The organism is Pseudomonas sp. FGI182, assembly GCF_000511325.1.
Lineage (GTDB): Bacteria > Pseudomonadota > Gammaproteobacteria > Pseudomonadales > Pseudomonadaceae > Aquipseudomonas > Aquipseudomonas putida_Z.
Genome location: NZ_CP007012.1, coordinates 1,435,568 through 1,456,669, shown reverse-complemented (window position 1 = coordinate 1,456,669; position 21,102 = coordinate 1,435,568). Strand labels below are relative to the sequence as shown.

The following is a 21,102-nucleotide window of genomic DNA, read 5'->3' as shown; positions in this document are numbered from 1 at the left end:
TTACCAATCCAACCTTGACTTAAGCGCCTCACTCGTCGCGCCACTTCGGTAAACACAATAAACCGCAACCACCATAGGCACCAAGCCATAGGTATAGGTTTTGGCGAGCACCAGCAAAAACAGCGTGACACTGACAAAACAGAATGCGCGCAACCATTCAGGTTTCTGATAATCATCCAAACCCAAGAGTACAAGTGCGCATAAGGGAACTATTAGCATCGCCAGGTACACAACGAACCCTACAATACCCATGTCCACCCATGCCGCTAATAGGTTATGAATGTACTCGCCCGGCGGATGAGAGCCAAAGTCACCCCAGATCGGGTTTGTGGCTATCAAATCATACGCATTAGCCGCATAGATCGTTCGGGCATCCATGGACAGGTCTGCCCCATCGAAGAATATCGAGAACATTCTGAAATCTTTCAGAATCGATGCATCTGCCATGGCAAGCGCAGCAACGCCAGCCAGCACTACCAATACAGAAACCAGCGCCATAAGCCGCCAGTTCCTGACTGTTTCAATAATAACCATCAACAAGAAAAACGCAAAAAACTCAGAACGCGCACCGATTAAATAAAGCGCCGGAACCACCATCAAATAATAAAAATATCGACGATACGCCCCTAGGGAAGGCAGTAACACCATCGACAAAATCAAATAACAAAAAGCAACTTGCTGATAGTCAAATTCAAAAATATAAGCCCCATGCCAGACCGGAGGCCTGACAAAACCACCAGATGATGAAAACAGGACAAACACCGAATAACCGACAATAAAATAATATATAAACCTAGAAAAAACACTTCCCATCCGCACCAGCGCCAACGCAAGCAAGAACATATAAACAAAGCGCATAAAGCTCAGCTGAATGTAATAGGCAATATCAGCATCGACTCCCGAAAACTCAGAAAAAACCATCAATGCAAAAAACATCAACATGAAGACAAGAAAAACTAGAAACGTTCCCCGCTGCAAAAAATCCAATACTCTGAATTGAGAAAAAGCACTAAGAACCAGCAGCGGGGATGTGGCAAGCATTCCAGCCGTAAAAAAACCTTTCAAAACAGGTGCAATCAAGCCCGCCTGAGCCAAAGACTGATAAATAAAATATAACGGTATAATAACCAGAATACTCAGGCCGGCCAAACCAGATATTCCTTGTCGCGCAGTATCTGGCATCACACTATTCCCTTAGCCTGAAGAAAACCAAAAGCCAAGAGCACGCAAAGCCCCATTCCCGTGAACGCCACAACTGGCAAAAGCGCTCTCTTAAGCGCAATCAGCAGACTAAGAGGATGAAGCCCCACAACCTTAAGCACACACAAAAGATAAACGACATACACAATAAAGCCGCTAATTGCATAGGCCTCAACTACGAAGCCTGAAAAAGCGAACACACAAACACCAACTACCGCAACTCGGAAAACGAGCGCAAACACTTGCAGCACCAATGCTACCTTTTGTCGCCCTTTAACATGTAAACTTAACGAGACGGGGGACACCATAAACTGGGCAATAAACCATGGCGTCATCCAGCTTATCAATTCACCCGAGCGTTGCCACTGGCTTCCAAACACCACAGGAAAAAGTACAGGTGCTAACAGACCTGCTGCGATCAAAGGCCCCACACCTACCTTGGCGAGACGCACCATCATTTCAAGCGCGAACTCCCCCAACACACCTTGCCTTTCTTTTTCCGGAGCTTCGGAAAGGAAAACCTGTGAGACAGCATTACCCAACAGCGCTATAGGTGCCTGCAGAACCCGGGCCGCAAGCATCAGAAATCCCGCCTCCGCACCACCGACGAAAAATGCTATTAACAGGATAGGTACCTGCGATGCGCCTTCATTGGCCAGTGACTCAAGCGTCGAATACTTAGGAAAACGGCTATAATCCTTGAAAACCTTTTTCAACTCGCTTAACGCTATATGCGCCGTTTGACTAGCCTTCCATAGCAAACCCATTGCGAAAGCTGAAGCCCCAACAGCGCTATTGGCTATATACCCCAGAAGGAGACCGTACGTTTTTCCCTCCAGTAGCCCAAATGCGACCTGTACCATTACCGAAAGTATCGCCTGACTCAACTTTACAAGCGAGATGCTCATGAATTTCTTTTCACGCACATACCAAACTTGAAAAGCATTCAGCGCCCCGATAGAGAACAGCCCGGCTCCGACCAAAAGCGAAAAAAATTCTCGATCAACACCATAGTCTATTGAGAATAGCTCTCCAACTGCCCATACCCCTGTTGCAACAGCAACCGATACAATACTGGCGCAGGTTACTGCGAGCACCAACAGCTGCCTTGCTTCATCTGCTGTTTCAGGGATGGATATCGCCACATCCAGGCGAAGGCAAGCAGCACCCGCAAAAACCCCGACAATAGCTACATATACCGCGAGCACATTGAAGTGCTCAGGGGTATATAAACGTGTCAGCAAGGGTAGCGCCAGAAGCAGAATAGCCTGCCCCAGGGCCGTCCCCCCCATCAATATGCCGGTCGCTTTCGACAAGTGATCAAGCTTCACCGGGACTTTCATTCAGCGCAGCGCCTTACTACCGAGGCTATGCAAGAAATTTCATCCTCGGACAAATATGGGTGCATCGGCAAACTAATAACATGCTCCGCCAAATGATCACCAATAGGCAGAGATACCGCCGCATCGGCAACAGCGGGCTGTTTATTTAACGGAATCGGATAATGAATAGCTGATGGTACGCCCGCCTCACGCAGCCCGTTCTGCAGACGCTGCCTATCTTGAACAATTAATGTATATTGAGCATAAGCACTTATATTATGCGGATGCACAAGAGGCACTGTAACTCCATCTACCTCAGCGAGATGTCGAGCATACTGCTTGGCGATAGATTGACGCAACTCAAGCTCTTCTTGGAATATCTCAAGTTTCGGCAACAAAATAGCTGCCTGCATCGTATCAAGCCGACTGTTCACACCCACTCTAATATGGTGGTAGCGTTTCTCTTGACCATGCCTCGCAATTTGTCGCAAAACTACTGCCAGCGAATCATCATTGGTAAATAATGCACCGCCATCACCGTAGCACCCCAAAGGTTTACTCGGGAAGAAGCTGGTACAGGCAATCTGCGTCAGATTACATGACCGCCGATCTTTATACGAGGCACCAAAACTTTGCGCAGCATCCTCAATCACCACTACACCATGCCGGGCTGCAATAGTATTGATTTCGTCATAATCAGCACACTGCCCATACAGCGAGACGGGAATAACAGCCTTTGTACGTGGTGTAATGGCAGCTTCCAACAAGCCCGGATCCATATTACAGGTCCGCGGATCCACATCAATGTAAACCGGCTTCGCGCCCAATAGCGCAACAGTTTCAGCAGTTGCAATGTAGGTGAAGCCAGGCGTAATAACCTCATCACCTGGACCAACACCGAGTGCCATAAGCGCAATCTGCAGCGCATCAGTGCCATTCGCACACGTAATGCAATATTTGCTCCCAACGAACGCAGCTAACTTCTCTTCAAGTTCAGCAACTTCTGGACCAAGTATATACTGGCCGTGGCTCAGGACTCGCTGAATGGCGTCATCCAGCTTGTCTTTGATACGTGCCTGCTGTTTTTTTAGGTCGATAAATTCGATCATTTCAAAATTTCCTTGTGCAGAACGCTCCCTACCAATACATAAGTAGCGCCGCTGTGCACACACGATACTACTCCCTCCCCGGACAATGGCAGGTCCAGTTGCTCGCCAAATTCACTCATCCAGCCAATCTGCCTGGCCGGAACACCGACCATCAGCGCATACGCCGGCACATCCTTGTTGACAACCGCGCCTGCACCTATGAAGGCGAACTCGCCAATGGTGACCCCGCACACAATTGTGCAATTGGCGCCCAGTGTCGCGCCCTTCTTCACCAACGTGTCCCGGTACTGGTCTTTGCGCTCGATAAGCGAGCGCGGGTTGTAAACATTGGTGAAGACCATACTCGGTCCGCAGAACACGCCTTCCTCCAGCGTGACATTGTCATACACCGATACGTTGTTCTGAATCTTGCACCGGTCACCGATCACGACCTTGTTACCGACAAATACATTTTGCCCGAGGGATACGCCTGCGCCGATCCGAGCGCCGCTACACACATGGACGAAATGCCACACGCGCGAATCTTTGCCAATCTGAGCGCCTTCATCGACGATTGCACTGGGGTGCTGATAATGATTCATTGCTTGAGACTCACGCTGGATTGAGTTTGATCGAACAACCGTTGTAGCTGCCCGCCTGCAAAGTGCCCGTAGCGACGCGCGCCGATTTCATTCAGATGGTGGGTATCCTGGTAGATAAGCTCTCCATGCTCATAGGGTGCGTCAGCAAAAAAGCCTGAATTGGAGAAGTCCACAAAGTGCACACCAGCCCTGCCCGCAGCGAGCCTTTCCACCTGCTGGTTGGCAACCCGCCACTCATCATTGAAGGCCAGGGTGGCCGGTAACCCAAGCTCCCTGAACCTGCGTACCCTTTGAACATCAGAACGGAACATGGGCACCTGCCCCAAGATCACGACCTGCTTGTGAGCTGTTGTAGCATCATCCAGGAACGCCTGAAGCGCTTTTACAAATGCCGGGCTTGGCATCTGGTATTGCCACATGCCTGCGATGATCACTTTGTCCATTGTCACCAGTGCCTGTTTCACCGCGATGATCTGCGAGCGACAAGCTTGTTGGGCGTAATCAGGGAGGCGCTCCACGTCGAAGCCCGGGATGGGTACACAACTGCTTGCAGTAAGGACGCGATAAGCAACGCCCTGTTCGGTGCCGGCCTGATCAAAGAAGTAGTTCAACTGAGCGGCGTGGCTGTCACCAATTACCAGAATCGAAGGGACGGCGCCGGCCAGGCCCCGCTTGCATTCGCCCACCTGCTGCCCATGGCAAATCAGTTCAGGTGCTGCATAGCGAGCCTGCTCGACCGGCACCGGGCCAACCATCAGCGGGTTGTACCTGGCACTCAGCAGGGCAACCAAAGCGATGCCGACCACTCCGAGCGCAAAGCTCGGCGCCAAGCGTCGTACACCAACCAATCTGCGCGCCGGCTGCTCTACAAATCGATAGGAAAGCCAGGCCAGGGCAAACGAAGCTACCAAAGCGACTGATAGCCACTGGCCGCTTAGTTCGTACTGTCCTATGTAATAGCGAATGAGCGCCAAGACCGGCCAATGCCACAGGTACAGGGAGTAGGAAATGCCACCAACCCATACCAACCCAGGGGTGGACAGGAGGTTGTTGATCGGCCCCCGCCGCGCCGCGATCACCAGAGCCGTACCAATGCAGGGTGCGAGCGACCATAAACCCGGGAATTGAGTTTTATCGATCAGTACAAAGCTGGCTGCAAGCAAGCCCAAGCCCAGCAAGCCGAAAAGCGCCGAAACAGGTGCGGGTATTTCACGGTTTCGCAGGCCAATGGCCACTATCCCCCCCACCAGGAATTCAGGCACACGAGCAAGGAGCGAGAAGTACTCACTGCCCTGCCCGCCCGCCAGCACTTTCTTGCTGCTCCACACGAACAGAATGGCCGCTAATAGCGAGAGGCCGGGCAGACGCCAAGAGCGTGGCAAACACAACAACAGGAGGGGGAAGAACAGATAGAACTGCATCTCTATCGCGAGCGACCAGGTATGCAACAGCGGCAGCTCTTCTGCACGAGGAGCAAAATAACTACCAAAATCCGCGAAATAGAGGTTGCTGGCAAAGATGGCCGCCGACTTCAAGCTCTGGTGGAAAAACTCAAAGTCCGCAGTCAGAAACAATATTGACGACACCACGCTGACAAGCGCCAGCATGACGGCGTACGCGGGAACAATGCGTTTAATACGGTTCAGGTAGAAAGCTGCCAGGTGGATCTTCTGCCCCGGCTCCGTCAGTAGCGCCGTAATGATGAAACCCGAGATGACGAAAAACACATCGACACCGACGAACCCCGCCGGCAGCCATGTGCTATTCATGTGGTATGCAAGAACGGCCAGGACCGCTACCGCACGCAAACCTTGAACGTCCAGCCGCATGTCCTTATGCGAGTGTAACGGATTCAAGCTCTGCGACAATGTTTCATTATTCTTAGACAAGCTGGCCAAGACCTTGCAGGAGTATTGCGCGAGGAAAGGCGGCCTGCCGGCCGCCCGGTATCACCGCTATTTCAGCGGGACAGGCCAAGGACGAAAGGATGTGCCTCGTTGTCCTTGGCCTGAGCAATAGCGGCACTGCGGATGACGTTCACGGTCTCCACGCAATGGCGAGCGTCCTCGATGCCGTAGCCCCGCCCCGCAAGAATTTCTTCATAGCTGGTAGTATGCAGGTCGGTAAAGCCTTCGGAAAACTCCATTTCGTCGCCATTGACAGTGATCGAACGGTAGGTTGGCTTCTTGCCCTTCACCGATTCAGGCAAGTCATTGGCGTCAACCGACAGGAACCAACGTACGCGTGCCTTTTCGTACTCCAGGTAGCCAGCGGCCTTGTGCTCGGAGGTGAAGTGCACAACGTTGCGCTGCAGCTTGCCGAAGATGAAGTGCAACATGTCGTAGAAGTGCACGCCGATGTTGGTGGCCACACCGAACGACTTGCGTGGGTCACCTTTCCAGCTTTGCAGGTACCACTTGCCACGGGAAGTGATGTAAGTCAGGTCGACTTCATACTTGTGCGGGTTGTTCTCGCGAGCAACCTTGTCTTTTAGGGCAATGATTGCCTGGTGGTGGCGCAGTTGCAGGATATTGAACAGGCGCTTACCGGTTTCCTGTTCGATCAGGGCCAACTCGTCCAGTTGCTGCGGGGTTGGTACCAGCGGCTTTTCGCAGATCACATCACAGCCCAGGCGCAGGCCTGCGGCAATGTGCGGGTAGTGCAGGTAGTTGGGCGAGCAGATCGAGACGTAATCCAGAGCGGTAGCCGGGTTGCGCTTCAACCCGTGGGCGTGGTCGAGGAAAAACTCGAACTCGGTGAAGAACTCGCTTTGAGGCGAGATGCTGTCGATGATGCCTACCGAGTCATTGATGTCGTACGCAGAGACCAGACGGTTGCCGGTGTCCTTGATGGCGCGCATGTGGCGAGGGGCGATATAGCCTGCAGCACCGATGAGAGCAAAGTTTTTCATGAGGCTTCCTTTGAAGACGAATGAATCCGCCTGCCCCGTTGAGGGGCAGGCGGATCAATTTGCTGGCGACGCCAATCAGGCCTTGATGATGTGCGCGGTCGGCGTGCGGTACTTGCCGCGGCTGTCGACAATCAGCTTGGCCTTGGCTTCGATCAGGGCGTAGTCGAACTTGTCGTGATCGGTGGCCAGTACCACAGCGTCGAAGCTTGCCAGGTTATCGGCGGTGAGCGGCTCGCTGCTCAGCTCGAAGTGGTGCTCGCGCATCTTCGGGAACACCGGCACGTGCGGGTCGCTGTAGGCAACCACGCCACCCTTGGCCTCGATCAGCTCCATGATTTCGACGGATGGCGACTCGCGCATGTCGTCGACATTCTTCTTGTAGGCGATACCCAGAACGAGTACACGGCTGCCCTTGAGTGCCTTGCCAGCTTCGTTCAGGCCATCCATCAGCTTGCTCAGCACGTACTCAGGCATGGCCTGGTTGACTTCACCGGAAAGCTCGATGAAACGGGTGTGCAAGCCATATTCGCGCGCCTTCCAGGTCAGGTAGAAGGGGTCGATCGGAATGCAGTGGCCGCCCAGGCCGGGGCCCGGGTAATAAGGGGTAAAGCCGAAAGGCTTGGTCGCCGCGGCATCGACTACTTCAAAGATGTCGATACCCATGCGGTCGGCGACGATCTTCATTTCATTGACTAGGCCGATGTTCACCGCACGGTGAATGTTCTCCAGCAGCTTGGTCATTTCAGCGGCTTTGGTGGAACTGACCGGTACGACCTGGTCGATGGCCTGCTCGTACAGGGCGATACCCACTTCCAGGCATTTTGGGGTATGGCCGCCAATGACCTTGGGAATAGTACGGGTTTCAAAGTTCGGGTTGCCCGGGTCTTCTCGCTCTGGCGAGTAGACCAGGTAGATGTTCTCACCTACTACCAGGCCACCCTCCTGCACACGTGGCAGCAGTTCTTCTTCGGTGGTACCAGGGTAGGTGGTGCTTTCCAGCGAAACCACCTGGCCTGCACGCAGGTAGGGCTTGAGGGCGTCGGTGGTGTTGATCACGAAGCTCATGTCCGGCTCGCGATACTTGTTCAGCGGGGTGGGCACGCACAGGATCAGCGCGTCGCACTCACTGGCACGCGTGAAGTCGACGGTAGCCTCAAAGCCGGTTTCACGTGCTTTGCTGATATTGGCCGCTGGAATGTGCTCGATATAGCTCTGGCCGGCATTGAGTTTATCGACTTTCGATTGATCAATATCAATACCTAACACATTAAAACCAATGGCGTTATAACGCAACATCAGCGGCAACCCGACATAACCGAGGCCCACGATACCAATCAAGGCCTGTCGACTTTTGAACTTCTCTACCACCGATTTCATATCTGTCATGCTTCCCAACTCACCTTGAATATACCTGCCCGTTTCCGCGACTGCATAACGGGTTATTGGACCTTCTTCGACTCATTCGCCAGTCGAATGAATCCATTCGGCGGCAGCGTGCATTAGGCACGCTGTCGAGCAAAAAGCGCCCACTCACATTCGCCCGGGGAGCGACCCGGTGGCTGCCATCAATGAAAGGCGCCACAATCATAGGCCGTTAGGCTGCGGCAATCCATCGGAGTTTTCCGGGGACATGTAACAGCCAATATGCCAGCAAAATAACATCATAGCATTAAAGCTCAAGCTTGAGCCTCACCCACTCAGACTTGACTCCGATCCACCGAGTCATCGAGCAGAACGCGATGCGCCGCCCCCTCAGCCTCAAGAACTCGCAGCTGCCTTACATGATCCTTGAAAGCCCCTCAGCAGGGCAGCGACTGTTCCGAGCAACAGACCGCCGATAAATGCAACCAGAACGATGAGTGCTTTGCGTGGCCTCAAAGGCTTGCTGGAGAGCAGCGCATGCTGATCGATATTAACCAAGGGAAGAATCCTGCAGCTGAGCATCGATGGCTTGCGAGCGCGCACGCTCCACGCGAAGCCCTTCACCCTCCCCCGAAAAGCTACTTCGCTCGCCTGAACCCTGGCCACCGGGACCTCGCGATTGGTCGAATACAAGATGAGTTCTTGGCGGCTCTGCCCAACTATCGACTCGACGAAGTCATCTGAACCACACTTGCGCAATGCAGCACGCTCGGACTCGAGCACTTCGACACCCATAAAGCACAGCGACACCGGCGTACCGTTTACTTGGGTACGAATGATATCGCCATTTACCGAGCCTTCATCGGCTATCAGAAAGGGAGTCGGAGGCCTTTTCGAACCAAGGCTTCGCGCAACACTGATAGCCTCCTCAAGCCTGACCAGGCGCGCTTCGCGGTCCAATCTCAACCGAACGCGCAAGGCCTTGAGCTCATGATTGAGCTGCGCACGCCTGATCACATCCGCCCCATTGAGGCGGGCGATACGGCTTTCATTCTCAGCCTGATATTCCGACACCATAGAGCTCAGCTTCTCGCCCCCTGCCAAGCGGCTGGCCAAAATAATCTGCACGTCCTTGGACAGCTGGCTACGCTCTCGTTCGATGGCATAATCGAAAAATCCGTTGAGGATGACCGCGCCATTTACGCCTTTCTCATAGCGCATCTTTAATCCGATAAAGTCGCTCAACACATCGTTTTCGGGTCAGCTAGGACTATGCTGAGTGCATCGCGATTGAAGCCCTCAAACGCCGCTCGACACTTTGACCTTCGCCCTGAGACGCACCAATAATATTTGGCCTGGAACGAAATAAGTCAGGCCGAACGCTGTAAGAGTCAAGTGTTGTGCCGCCCCATTGAGCGCTTCGCCGGCGGCAATAAATAGATTTTTGACCGATCCAAGGCGCCCAGTTAATTCAGAGCGAAAACCTTAAACTAGTGGACGCCTCATATACAGGCGAAATGCTGTAGGCAACCGCAGCACCGACAAGCACACAGACTCCCCCTAGATCAACAATTAGCAAACGCCTATGCCAGATAGTGCGCAACACGCAGGAAAGGTCGATTACACCTGAAGTGACCATAGAGGGGCAGGGCAATGCTATTCACAATAATACCTGCTTGTAACGGTGAGCCAACCAAGACAAGCAGAGAGGGGCAGCGTCTCGCGCTCGCTCTTCCAGCTTTCCATGTCATCGGAGACGAAAGACTATTCGTTACACTTCCGCAAGCGGCAACAAAACTTAGAGACGCTTTCCTGTCAGGAAAGTTCCCCAGCACTCCCGCCCCTGCGCCTGCACCACATATCCCGCCCTAGGGCCACCAACACACCAAGTCCAACACCCACCAAAGCCGATAGCAGCATGATGATGGCTTTTCGAGGCTTGACCGGCTTATCAGGCTGGGAAACAGCGCCATCTTGCTGATACATTGCAACTAAGGAAGGGTCGACCTTCAGCGTACGCAAAAAACTGAGTTTCTCCTGCTTTTCACGCAAATTTTGTATGAACGGGTCGTTCGATGAGCGCGATTCCAGATTCGCGATTTCTGCCTCCAGTGCTTTTGTCCCACGCATGTAGGTAAGAGCCCCGCTCATACCAGCAGACACTTCATTGGACAGTGTATCGGAAATGATCGGGGGCTTTTCCAGGCCAATCGACCGAGCAACACGCAACGCCTCCTTGAGCTGAGCAATCTGATCCACGCGCTGATTACTGGCAGTGGCCCGAGCTGCTCTAATCTGCTGATCAAGATTATCAGCCATGATCGATATGTCACTGCGGGCGCCACTCAACAACTCGCTTTTTGCTCGCTCCGCAGCCATTTCGGCGTAATTCGACACCCAAGTCGCCGCAAGACGTGGGTCCTCCAGACTCGCCGTCAGGACATAACGATCAGGCATGTCCTTGCCAGCCAAGGTTATTTTCAGCATGTTATTGAACTGAGCATACAAGACATCGCGAGAATCGCCTCGCTCTTCTTCGGTCAGCATAGGAAGAAAGGCAGTGCGGAAGAATTTATCTCGCACCGCTTCAGACTGAAGGGTTTTGAGATAGATGCCGTACACTTCCTTGACACTGAGTGGCGCGAGACCTGTTCCTTCCCCACGTCCGTAGTTGAGTTGGGCGATCTCGTTCTGGGAGGGAGGTTGAATATAGAGCTTCGCCTCATATACCGGCGAAACCAGCATGACATAAGCCAACCCTAAAGCAATCACTGGCACCGCAACCAACCCCACCCAGGTCTTTTGCCGCCAAACCCCCTGCACAAGCTCAATCAGGTCAATCTCGTCGCTACTACTCAGGCGCTCGCGTTCATTGCGCATTTAGTCTTTTTTTCCTTGGGTCCGTCTGACTGCATCAACACTGGGGGCATCTCCAAGCTCAAGAAAAAGCCGATCTAGCCCCTCGAATCAAGCGTGACGGCAATTCGCCATCCAGCTTGCCACCCTTCACTAATTTAGCATTAAACATTAATAGAGAGGACCTGACCACGGAAGTTCCTTATTTTTTTACAGACTGTGACTCTCCCGCCGAGTGGTCATTCAGCAATTGTGACGACCACCTTATTTCCCTCCTGCGCAAACGTTTCCCGCAGCACTCGAGCCAGTGCCTGCTTCGCCCCCCTCTCCCCGTGCACCAACACTACTCGCCGCGCATTACAACCTTGCGCAAACCTGACCAACCCAACCTGATCTGCATGCCCCGAATACCCACCCAAGGTCACCACCTTCGCACGAATCTCATACATACCCCCATCCAGATCAATCTGCACAAACCCTTCTGCCCCCTCGCTAACCTGGATCACAGCCCCCGGCGTGCCTTTGGCCTGATACCCGACAAACACCACCTCGTGCCGCGAATCCGCCAACATCGCCTTGAGATAACCAACAATGCGCCCACCCGAGCACATGCCATTGCCGGCAATGACTATCGCCGGCCGCCCAGTGCTTTTTAGGTAATTCACTACCTGCCGATGACGGGCGTGAGTGTCGACGCACACCAACTGGCCGAACCCAAGCGGGTCGCGCCCCTGACTCAGCCGCGTCTTGGCTTCGTCATTCCAGTAGCCATGCAACTGCCGATAGACGGCAGTTATGCGCTGGGCCAACGGCGAGTCGAGGATGATGGGCAGCTGTGACCAGCTGAAGGCATCATCGCCCGGCACCACGACCGGGTCATCCAGTAACGCCTTGCGGTGGAGGATGTCTTCGAGCTCGAACAGCAACTCCTGGGTGCGGCCCAAGCTGAACGCTGGAATCAGGATGGTGCCATGGTCCTGCAGGGCGCGGTCGATCACCTGCTCCAGCTGCTGCTGGCGATTGCTGCGATCCGGGTGCAGGCGGTCACCGTAGGTGCTTTCTAGCACCAGCACATCTGCCCGCTCGGGCGGCTGTACCGACTGCAGCAGTGGATTACCCTGATGACCCAGGTCGCCAGAAAAGACGATGCGCTGGTTGAGCCCCAGTGCCTCGATATCACACTCCACGTAAGCAGAGCCCAATAAATGCCCGGCGCGCTGCAGACGGACCTGGCACTTGAGGCCAGACTTGTCGACCACCCGATGCCACTGCCCAAAGGGAACCGGCACTATCAGGTCGTCGATGAATTCGAGGTATCGAGCCACATGAGCAGGTTCGCTGCTGATGCTCAGCTTGTAGGCATCTTCCAGCACCAGTGGCAGCAGCCGGGCGGACGGCTCGCTGCACAGGATGGGGCCACGGTAGCCGGCAGCCAGCAGTGCCGGAATGCGACCTACATGGTCGAGATGCACATGGGTGATCACCAGGGCCTGGATACCCTGCACGTCGAAGCCCAGCGGTGCCGATGCTGCGCCTGGCGCGGCCTCGGCGCCCTGCTCCAGGCCGCAGTCGATCAGCAGGCTGGTGGACGGGTCGAGGTGCAGTTGATGGCAGGAACCGGTGACGCCGCGGGTGCCACCATGATGGGAAAGAACGGGATACTCCATGCTGCGCACACTCGCCTGGGCCGAAAATGAAGTGCGTTATTACTCCATGACGGCCGGCGCAGGCATAGGCGAGACTTTCCCAAACGGGTGTAGGAAATACCCTTAGTTACCGTTCAATGCTGCCTGGCGGGCCGAAGCCCTGATCTTGCGCTTGCTGCGCTGCACGCCGTAGGCACCGAGCAACGGCCCAATTGCCAGGCCAATGACCAGGGCAGCCAGAACCAGCACGGCGACCGGCATGGCCGGGGCAGCCCAACCGAACAGGACCAACGAGACGGTTTGCTGGTTCTCCAGCACGAAGAACAGCACCACAGCCGCCAACAGCAGCACGAACACCGCCGCCAGGGCGCGCTTGAGGTTACGCATCAGATTGCTCCTTGTGAAATCAGGTGTGGGCCTCATGTTCTTCTTCATTGACCCGATCGCGCAACTCCTTGCCGGGCTTGAAGTGCGGCACGAACTTGCCTTCGAGGCTGACCGACTGGCCGGTCTTCGGGTTACGGCCTACGCGAGGGGCGCGATAGTGCAGCGAGAAGCTGCCAAAACCGCGAATCTCGATGCGATCGCCGGTGGCAAGGCATTGTGACATCTGCTCAAGCATGGTCTTGATGGCCAGCTCCACGTCCTTGGACGAGAGCAGCCCCTGATGGGTGACAATACGTTCGATCAGCTCCGACTTCGTCATATTTTTCCCTTCGTTATCAAGCAGCTAGATCATTGCTTAATCAGGTTGTAGCACGCTCGGAGAGATTTGAACAGGGTGGTTCTTGACTTAAGAAAAAAATTCAAGATTGGATTATCAAGAAACAAGCCTCACAACCACGCTCTGCGGCGCCGGGCCACCCCTCGTTGCAAGTGCCGGGTATGTCACAAAGCGGAAAGGTGCTTGGCGTATAACTGAAAATCGCCACCGTGACACACCTAAGCCTTGTAGGATTTGTCATAATCGCGAGTAGGACGCACCTGCTTTGATCCAACCCAAAGCAGATTGCAAAATGCCTATTTACCTTGCTCGTTGAGTCGTACTCACAAGGATCGTTTATGCGGATAATCCCCCTTTCGCTCGCTCTGGCGACCCTGGTGGCAGCCCCTGGCGTTTTTGCTCAATCCTCTCCCCAGGCCCAATCCTGGGACAATGAGCCCTCTGGGTTTCTAGGCGTTCCGTTTCAAGGCGACTTCAAAGCCCAAGTCGCTGAATGCCCCGACAGCAGCCCTCGCCAATCGACACTATGCCGGACCAGCACTTCGGACCCGGAGCGGTATGAGATCCATGGGCTGCCCTACATTCCGATCAACTCGGGATATCAGCTCTTCGCGGCGCTGAAGAACGGTGCAATCAGCCAGCTTATGTTGACCGGCAATGCCAGCAGCCTGGAACTGGTCGATGATTTCCTGACCGACACCCTCGGGCAGCCCAGCTCAAGCCTGAGCCGTCGAATCCAGTTAAGCTCTGGCGCTTCTTATGAGATGAAGACCATCTCATGGGAAGGCAAGCGAGTCGCAGTGCATTTTCAGCGAAACGAAAGTGACCTGAGTCGCTATACCGTGACCTTCACCCCTTCGGCAGCCGACGTCAAAACACTGGGGATGAGCTCGGCAGTCGATACTTCGCGCGAGGCATCGACTGCTCGGTAGAGTCGGCGCAGGCTTGCCGGCAGAGGGGTGGCGTTTGGAGTTCGAGCGCGGCCCGCGCGACGCATCGCGTGCCGCTTTCGCCCCTACGTTTGTTTCGGGCCACTTACTCCCGCCCTGCGATACACCACTTGCCTAAAGGCCAACACCGCCTATGTGGGAGCGGGCTCACCCGCGAACACCGGCGTAGCCGGTGCCATCCATCGCGTCGCCTGCTTCGCGGGCATGCCCGCTCCCACAGGGGATCGCGCCAGTTTCTGGAGAGTTGGGCACACCGTTATACCACTGAGGCAGCACATGCATTGAAGGCCACACCACCCTCTGTGGGAGCGGGCGCGCCCGCGAACACCGGCATAGCCGGTGCCATCCATCGCGTCGCCTGCTTCGCGGGCATGCCCGCTCCCACAGAGGGATCGCGCCAGTTTCCGGAGAGGTGGACACACCATTATCCCACTGAGGGGGGGGGGCGGATACGCCAGCTGCTGGAACCCGGACGCCTATGCCAATTGCTGCCGGGAGCCCGCTCGGGAAAAGCGTTTGCGCATCGCCAAGGCAGGCTTCTCTACCAACCCCCACGACACATACCCCGCCAACCAGGACGCCGGCACGGCCGCCAACATCAGCCAGTAAGGCCCGGCCCATGGCATCACCCACGCCAACACTTGCTGGATAGGAAATGCATACAGGTAGATACCGTACGAGTAATCCTCCACAAACGAAGGAAGCTTCAACTGCGGGCAATAAGCTACGTACAACGTGCCGTACATCGTCAGAACGGCAAACGCAAAAACCTCAAGGCGCCCACCCTTGGCCAACACGAACAACGCAACAAAGGCAAACAACAGCCAGCCGGTATACGGGATCACCGCCCGGTACGAATAGAACACCGCCCCTGCCAGGAAGCACACCACCAGCTTGAACGGGTACTCCGCAAAGGCTGGATGCAGGGTGTGCAACCCCAGTGCAACCACCAACGCTGCAAGCGTCAAACCTGTCATCGGCCACCGGCAAACCTTGGCCACCAGCACCAATAGCCACAGCACCACGTACATGCGCATTTCCAATGGGATGGTCCACAGGCTGCCATTGACCGAAGCCCCATAGGGGCGCGGGGTAAAGCTCACCCCAGGCAAGAGGAACTGGGCATCCTTGAAAACCAGCAATGGGCTATAGACGTACCTGTAAACCTGACGCTGGGAAAGATACTCATCAAGCGGCAGCGAGGTAATGACAGGCCCTAGCACAAAGGCCATGAGCAGCAGGCACACGAGCAAGCCAGGCAAGATCCGCAATGCGCGGGCCAGGTAGAAATCCCGGGTGCTATTTTTTTCACCACTGGCCGCGATCAGGAAACCGCTGACCATGAAGAATACTTCCACGCCCAGGCTATGTACGGGCACCGGCATGCCCAGCAGCAGCCCCGGGTCGGTGCAACTCAGGCACTCCAGGTAGGAGAGCGCAAAGGAATGCCCCACCACGACGGCAGTTGCCGCCAGCAGCCTGATGATCAGGAAATTGTTATCGCGCCCGCGACCTTCCATGACGTCGCCAAACATCAACATCGCACAATCCCCCGACATGGCCTTCTTTCAGCATAAAAAAAAGGCGACCCGAAGGTCGCCTTTTTTTACCGATCAAACAGAACTCAGTTCTGCTTGGCCATTGCTTCGCGCAGCAGCGCAGCCATGGTGGTGTCGGCAGCCGCTTCCGGAGCGTTTTTCAGGCTCTGGATGGCTTCGCGCTCTTCAGCATCGTCCTTCGACTTGATGGACAGGCTGATAACGCGGGACTTGCGGTCAACGCTGATGATCTTGGCTTCGATCTCTTCGCCTTCCTTCAGGACGTTACGCGCGTCTTCAACGCGGTCACGGCTGATTTCGGAAGCTTTCAGAGTAGCTTCGATGTCGTCGGCCAGAGTGACGATGGCGCCTTTGGCGTCAACTTCTTTCACGATGCCCTTGACGATAGCGCCCTTGTCATTGACAGCAACGAAGTTGGAGAACGGATCGTCTTCCAGCTGCTTGATGCCCAGGGAGATGCGCTCGCGCTCTGGGTCGACCGACAGGATGACGGTTTCCAGCTCGTCGCCCTTCTTGAAACGACGCACGGCTTCTTCGCCGGTTTCGTTCCAGGAGATGTCGGACAGGTGAACCAGACCGTCGATGCCGCCGTCCAGGCCGATGAAGATACCGAAGTCGGTGATCGACTTGATGGTACCGGTGATCTTGTCACCCTTGTTGAACTGGCCGGAGAAGTCTTCCCATGGGTTGGACTTGCACTGCTTGATGCCCAGGGAGATACGACGACGCTCTTCGTCGATGTCCAGAACCATGACTTCCACTTCGTCGCCAACCTGAACGACTTTCGACGGGTGGATGTTCTTGTTGGTCCAGTCCATTTCGGAAACGTGTACCAGACCTTCAACGCCTTCTTCCAGCTCAGCGAAGCAGCCGTAGTCGGTCAGGTTGGTAACGCGAGCCTGTACGCGAGTACCTTCTGGGTAACGGGCAGTGATAGCTACCCACGGATCTTCACCCATCTGCTTCAGACCCAGCGAAACGCGGTTGCGCTCACGGTCGAACTTCAGAACGCGTACGTCGACTTCGTCGCCAACGTTAACGATTTCCGATGGGTGCTTGATGCGCTTCCAAGCCATGTCGGTGATGTGCAGCAGGCCGTCGATACCGCCCAGGTCCACGAAGGCGCCGTAGTCGGTGAGGTTCTTGACGATACCCTTGACCTGTTGGCCTTCCTGCAGGGTTTCCAGCAGGGCTTCGCGCTCGGCGCTGTTCTCGGCTTCCAGCACGCTGCGACGGGAAACGACAACGTTGTTGCGCTTCTGGTCCAGCTTGATGACCTTGAATTCCAGCTCTTTGCCTTCCAGGTGGGTGGTGTCGCGCACAGGGCGGACATCAACCAGGGAGCCCGGCAGGAACGCACGGATGCCGTTAACGTCGACAGTGAAGCCGCCCTTAACCTTACCGTTGATAACGCCCTTGACCACTTCTTCGGCGGCGAAAGCTGCTTCCAGAACAATCCAGCACTCGGCGCGCTTGGCTTTTTCACGGGACAGTTTGGTTTCGCCAAAGCCGTCTTCGACCGCGTCCAGCGCAACGTGAACTTCGTCACCGACCTTGATGGTCAGCTCGCCAGCTTCGTTGTAGAACTGCTCGAGCGGGATGACGCCCTCGGACTTCAGGCCAGCGTGTACGGTAACCCAGTCGCCGTCGATGTCGACAACGATACCGGTGATGATGGCACCCGGCTGAAGATTGAGGGTTTTCAGGCTTTCTTCAAAGAGTTCTGCAAAGCTTTCGCTCATTTTAATTCCTGTAGATTCGGGCGAAACAGACGCCCATAGCCACATTCCAGACAATGTGGGTTTGTTTTAAGTAAAGGAAAGCCGGCAGGACGTTGACTGGTGCCCCTGCCTGCTTTCCTGGCTATCAGAGAAGGTCGCGCAGTGCGATCTCGCTCCTGATACGTTGCAACACCTGCTCGATGGACAACTCGGTAGAGTCCAACTGAATGGCATCGACCGCTGGCTTCAGCGGGGCCACTGCACGTTGGGTGTCGCGCTCATCACGCGCACGAATCTCATCCAGCAGACTCGACAGACTAACATCTTCACCCTTGCCCTTCAACTGCAGGTAGCGGCGACGCGCCCGCTCCTCCGCGCTGGCGGTGAGGAAGACTTTCAACGGCGCGTCCGGGAACACCACGGTGCCCATGTCGCGACCGTCGGCGATCAGGCCCGGCGCCTCGCGGAATTCGCGCTGGCGCACCAGCAGCGCATCGCGCACGGCCGGCAGCGAAGCAACCATCGAGGCGCCGGCGCCGACGGTTTCGGTGCGGATGACGTTGCTGACGTCCTCGCCCTCGAGGATGATCTGTTGCAGCTTACCGGGCTCGGCAGCGATGAACTGCACATCCAGATGGGCGGCAAGCTTGGTCAGCAACTCTTCGTTGGTCAGGTCGACGCCGTGGTTGCTGGCGTTGAACGCCAGCAGACGGTACAGCGCGCCAGAGTCCAGCAACCTCCAGCCCAGCTCGCGGGCCAGCAGCCCGGCAACCGTACCCTTGCCCGAACCGCTTGGCCCGTCGATGGTGATGACCGGCGCCAGGGCACTCACGACTTGCCCTCTTCCGCCACGCGGATGCCCACCTCGGCGCACAGCGCCAGGAAGTTGGGGAACGAGGTGGCGACGTTGGCGCAATCGTGGATGCGGATCGGTGCGCTGGCGCGCAGCGAGGCAACGCTGAAGGCCATGGCGATACGGTGGTCACCGTGGCCATGCACTTCGCCGCCGCCCAACTGGCCGCCGTCGATGATGATGCCGTCCGGGGTCGGCTCGCACTTGATGCCCAGGGTGATCAGGCCGTCGGCCATGACCTGGATACGGTCGGATTCCTTCACCCGCAGCTCTTCGGCACCACGCAGCACGGTACGCCCTTCGGCACAGGCAGCGGCGACGAACAACACCGGGAACTCGTCGATGGCCAGTGGCACCAGCTCTTCAGGGATGTCGATACCCTTCAGCTTGGCACCACGCACACGCAGGTCGGCCACCGGCTCGCCGCCGACTTCACGCTGGTTTTCCAGGGTGATGTCGCCGCCCATCAGGCGCAGGATGTCGATCACGCCGGTACGGGTCGGGTTGATGCCAACGTGCTCCAGCACCAGTTCGGAGCCTTCGGCGATGGACGCCGCCACCAGGAAGAACGCCGCCGAGGAAATGTCGGCCGGCACTTCGATACGGGTGGCAGTGAGCTTGCCGCCGGACTGCAGCGAGGCCACCGGGCCGTTGCTGTCGACGCTGTATCCGAAGCCGCGCAGCATGCGTTCGGTGTGGTCACGGGTTGGCGCAGGCTCGGTGACGGTGGTCTTGCCTTCGGCGTACAGGCCGGCCAGCAGCAGGCAGGATTTGACCTGGGCACTGGCCATCGGCAGCGTGTAGGTCAGCGCCTTGAGCTTGTGGCCACCGCGGATGGTCAGCGGCGGGCGGCCTTCAGGGCCTGTCTCGACCACGGCACCCATTTCGCGCAGCGGGTTGGCCACACGGTTCATCGGGCGCTTGGACAGCGAAGCGTCGCCGGTCATGGTCACGTCGAACGGCTGGCCGGCCAGCAGGCCCGACAGCAGGCGCATCGAGGTACCCGAGTTGCCCACGTAAAGCGGCCCGGGTGGCGGCTTGAGGCCGTGCAGGCCGACGCCGTGAATGGTCACGCGACCGTGGTTGGGGCCTTCGATGACCACACCCATGTCACGGAATGCCTGCAGGGTCGCCAGCGCGTCCTCACCCTCGAGGAAGCCTTCGACCTCGGTGGTGCCTTCGGCCAGCGAGCCGAGCATGATCGAGCGGTGGGAAATCGACTTGTCGCCCGGTACGCGGATTCGCCCGGACAGGCGGCCACCCGGTTGGGCCAGGAAAATCAGATCGTTGGCGTTCATAGCGTCCACATAGGCCCGGCGGGCCAGGATTTTACTGAAATGCTCGCGGGCAACGCGTGCGCGGGTGAATACACCCAGCAGCTGGTGCCCGTCCCCTTCAGCGATCGCGTCGCGCAAGGCGTCGAGATCGCTGCGATATGTATCAAGCGTGCGCAGGACAGCGTCGCGGTTGGCGAGAAAGATGTCGTGCCACATGGTCGGGTCGCTGCCGGCGATTCTCGTGAAATCGCGGAAGCCTCCCGCAGCGTACCGGAAGATCTCTAGGTTTTCATTGCGCTTGGCCAGTGAATCGACCAGGCCGAAGGCCAGCAGGTGCGGCAGGTGGCTGGTGGCGGCAAGCACTTCGTCGTGGCGTTCGACCGACATGTGCTCCACATCGGCGCCCAGCTCGCGCCACAGGCGGTCGACCAGGGCCAGGGCGGCCGGGTCGGTTTCGGCCAGCGGCGTGAGGATGACCTTGTGTCGACGGAACAGGGTGGCGTTGGAGGCCTCTACCCCGCTCTGCTCGGAGCCGGCGATGGGGTGGCCGGGGACGAAGCGCGGCAGGCGTTCCCCAAAGACGGCACGCGCCTCACGCACGACATTGCCCTTGGCGCTGCCGACGTCGGTGATGACAGCATCACCAAGGTCAAGCCTGGCCAGGCGGGCCAGCACCTTCTCCATGGCCAGGATCGGCACGGCCAACTGGATGACATCGGCACCGACACAGGCGGCGGCAAGGTCTTCCTCGCAGCGATCGACCACGCCCAGGGCCACGGCCTGCTTGCGCGAGGGGGCGTCCAGGTCGACACCGACCACTTCGCGGCACAGGCCGCTTTCACGCAGGCCCTTGGCGAACGAGCCACCGATCAGGCCGAGGCCGACCACGACCAGGCGGTTGATGATTGGTGCGGGTTTGGTTTTTGCTGCATTTACCACTGGTGCGAACCCTGTTCAGAAATCTAGACAGCCTGTGAGGGCCATTGGGGCTGCCTTGCAGCCCATCGCGACACAAGGCCGCTCCTACAGGG

Annotated in this window: 18 protein-coding genes; 1 reads left to right on the top strand and 17 read right to left on the bottom strand. The window is 56.6% G+C overall.

What is annotated here, in order from left to right; all coding sequences use genetic code 11:
* The 13 genes from C163_RS06570 to ihfB form a co-directional block, all read right to left on the bottom strand.
* The gene (locus tag C163_RS06570; protein WP_155951607.1) at positions 1-1,182 is read right to left on the bottom strand and encodes an O-antigen ligase family protein; all 1,182 of its coding nucleotides are present in this window, start codon (positions 1,180-1,182) and stop codon (positions 1-3) included.
* Positions 1,182-2,543 (bottom strand): oligosaccharide flippase family protein, encoded by a 1,362-nt coding sequence (locus C163_RS06565; protein ID WP_025338114.1) that lies wholly within the window; start codon positions 2,541-2,543, stop codon positions 1,182-1,184. The genes C163_RS06570 and C163_RS06565 overlap by 1 nt, the downstream gene beginning before the upstream one ends.
* A complete protein-coding gene (locus C163_RS26240) occupies positions 2,540-3,631 on the bottom strand; it encodes a DegT/DnrJ/EryC1/StrS aminotransferase family protein (protein WP_081742240.1) in 1,092 nt (363 codons plus the stop codon). The genes C163_RS06565 and C163_RS26240 overlap by 4 nt, the downstream gene beginning before the upstream one ends.
* The gene (gene wbpD, locus C163_RS06555) at positions 3,628-4,212 is read right to left on the bottom strand and encodes a UDP-2-acetamido-3-amino-2,3-dideoxy-D-glucuronate N-acetyltransferase (RefSeq protein ID WP_025338112.1); all 585 of its coding nucleotides are present in this window, start codon (positions 4,210-4,212) and stop codon (positions 3,628-3,630) included. The genes C163_RS26240 and wbpD overlap by 4 nt, the downstream gene beginning before the upstream one ends.
* Positions 4,209-6,041: an acyltransferase family protein gene (locus C163_RS06550; RefSeq protein WP_038407978.1), complete on the bottom strand. Its 1,833-nt coding sequence runs from the start codon at positions 6,039-6,041 to the stop codon at positions 4,209-4,211. Before C163_RS06550 ends, wbpD begins: the two co-directional genes overlap by 4 nt.
* A 131-nt stretch (positions 6,042-6,172) precedes the next feature.
* On the bottom strand, positions 6,173-7,123 hold the full coding sequence (gene wbpB / locus C163_RS06545) for a UDP-N-acetyl-2-amino-2-deoxy-D-glucuronate oxidase (RefSeq protein ID WP_025338110.1): 951 nt from the start codon (positions 7,121-7,123) through the stop codon (positions 6,173-6,175).
* Between the two features lie 75 nt (positions 7,124-7,198).
* The gene (gene wbpA / locus C163_RS06540) at positions 7,199-8,509 is read right to left on the bottom strand and encodes a UDP-N-acetyl-D-glucosamine 6-dehydrogenase (protein ID WP_025338109.1); all 1,311 of its coding nucleotides are present in this window, start codon (positions 8,507-8,509) and stop codon (positions 7,199-7,201) included.
* A 372-nt stretch (positions 8,510-8,881) separates the two neighbouring features.
* A complete protein-coding gene (locus C163_RS06535) occupies positions 8,882-9,730 on the bottom strand; it encodes a hypothetical protein (protein WP_155951606.1) in 849 nt (282 codons plus the stop codon).
* Between the two features lie 226 nt (positions 9,731-9,956).
* Positions 9,957-10,124 carry a Wzz/FepE/Etk N-terminal domain-containing protein gene (locus C163_RS27645; RefSeq protein WP_155951605.1) on the bottom strand — a complete coding sequence of 56 codons (168 nt, stop codon included), beginning with the start codon at positions 10,122-10,124 and terminating at the stop codon, positions 9,957-9,959.
* A gap of 176 nt (positions 10,125-10,300) precedes the next feature.
* Complete coding sequence (locus C163_RS06530) at positions 10,301-11,365, bottom strand: LPS O-antigen chain length determinant protein WzzB (RefSeq protein ID WP_025338108.1); 1,065 nt, start codon at positions 11,363-11,365, stop codon at positions 10,301-10,303.
* 215 nt (positions 11,366-11,580) lie between these two features.
* On the bottom strand, positions 11,581-13,008 hold the full coding sequence (locus C163_RS06525; protein WP_025338107.1) for an MBL fold metallo-hydrolase RNA specificity domain-containing protein: 1,428 nt from the start codon (positions 13,006-13,008) through the stop codon (positions 11,581-11,583).
* Between the two features lie 102 nt (positions 13,009-13,110).
* Complete coding sequence (locus C163_RS06520; RefSeq protein ID WP_025338106.1) at positions 13,111-13,374, bottom strand: lipopolysaccharide assembly protein LapA domain-containing protein; 264 nt, start codon at positions 13,372-13,374, stop codon at positions 13,111-13,113.
* Between the two features lie 19 nt (positions 13,375-13,393).
* Entirely contained in the window at positions 13,394-13,693 is a 300-nt protein-coding gene (ihfB, locus tag C163_RS06515) for an integration host factor subunit beta (protein ID WP_013971456.1), read from the bottom strand.
* Positions 13,694-14,049: 356 nt separating this feature from the next.
* On the opposite strand from ihfB, the gene C163_RS06510 reads away from it, so the two are divergent.
* On the top strand, positions 14,050-14,643 hold the full coding sequence (locus tag C163_RS06510; protein ID WP_025338105.1) for a hypothetical protein: 594 nt from the start codon (positions 14,050-14,052) through the stop codon (positions 14,641-14,643).
* A gap of 494 nt (positions 14,644-15,137) precedes the next feature.
* Here the strand turns inward: C163_RS06510 and C163_RS06505 are convergent, their stop codons facing one another.
* From C163_RS06505 to C163_RS06490, 4 genes are all read right to left on the bottom strand, one after another.
* Complete coding sequence (locus tag C163_RS06505; protein ID WP_025338104.1) at positions 15,138-16,202, bottom strand: acyltransferase; 1,065 nt, start codon at positions 16,200-16,202, stop codon at positions 15,138-15,140.
* An 83-nt stretch (positions 16,203-16,285) separates the two neighbouring features.
* Positions 16,286-17,962, bottom strand: coding sequence for a 30S ribosomal protein S1 (gene rpsA, locus C163_RS06500; RefSeq protein ID WP_003252673.1), 1,677 nt, complete (start codon positions 17,960-17,962; stop codon positions 16,286-16,288).
* A gap of 124 nt (positions 17,963-18,086) precedes the next feature.
* Entirely contained in the window at positions 18,087-18,773 is a 687-nt protein-coding gene (gene cmk / locus C163_RS06495) for a (d)CMP kinase (RefSeq protein ID WP_003260862.1), read from the bottom strand.
* Positions 18,770-20,977, bottom strand: a complete 2,208-nt coding sequence (locus C163_RS06490) for a bifunctional prephenate dehydrogenase/3-phosphoshikimate 1-carboxyvinyltransferase (RefSeq protein WP_025338103.1) — start codon at positions 20,975-20,977, stop codon at positions 18,770-18,772. Before C163_RS06490 ends, cmk begins: the two co-directional genes overlap by 4 nt.
* Positions 20,978-21,102: the final 125 nt, after the last annotated feature.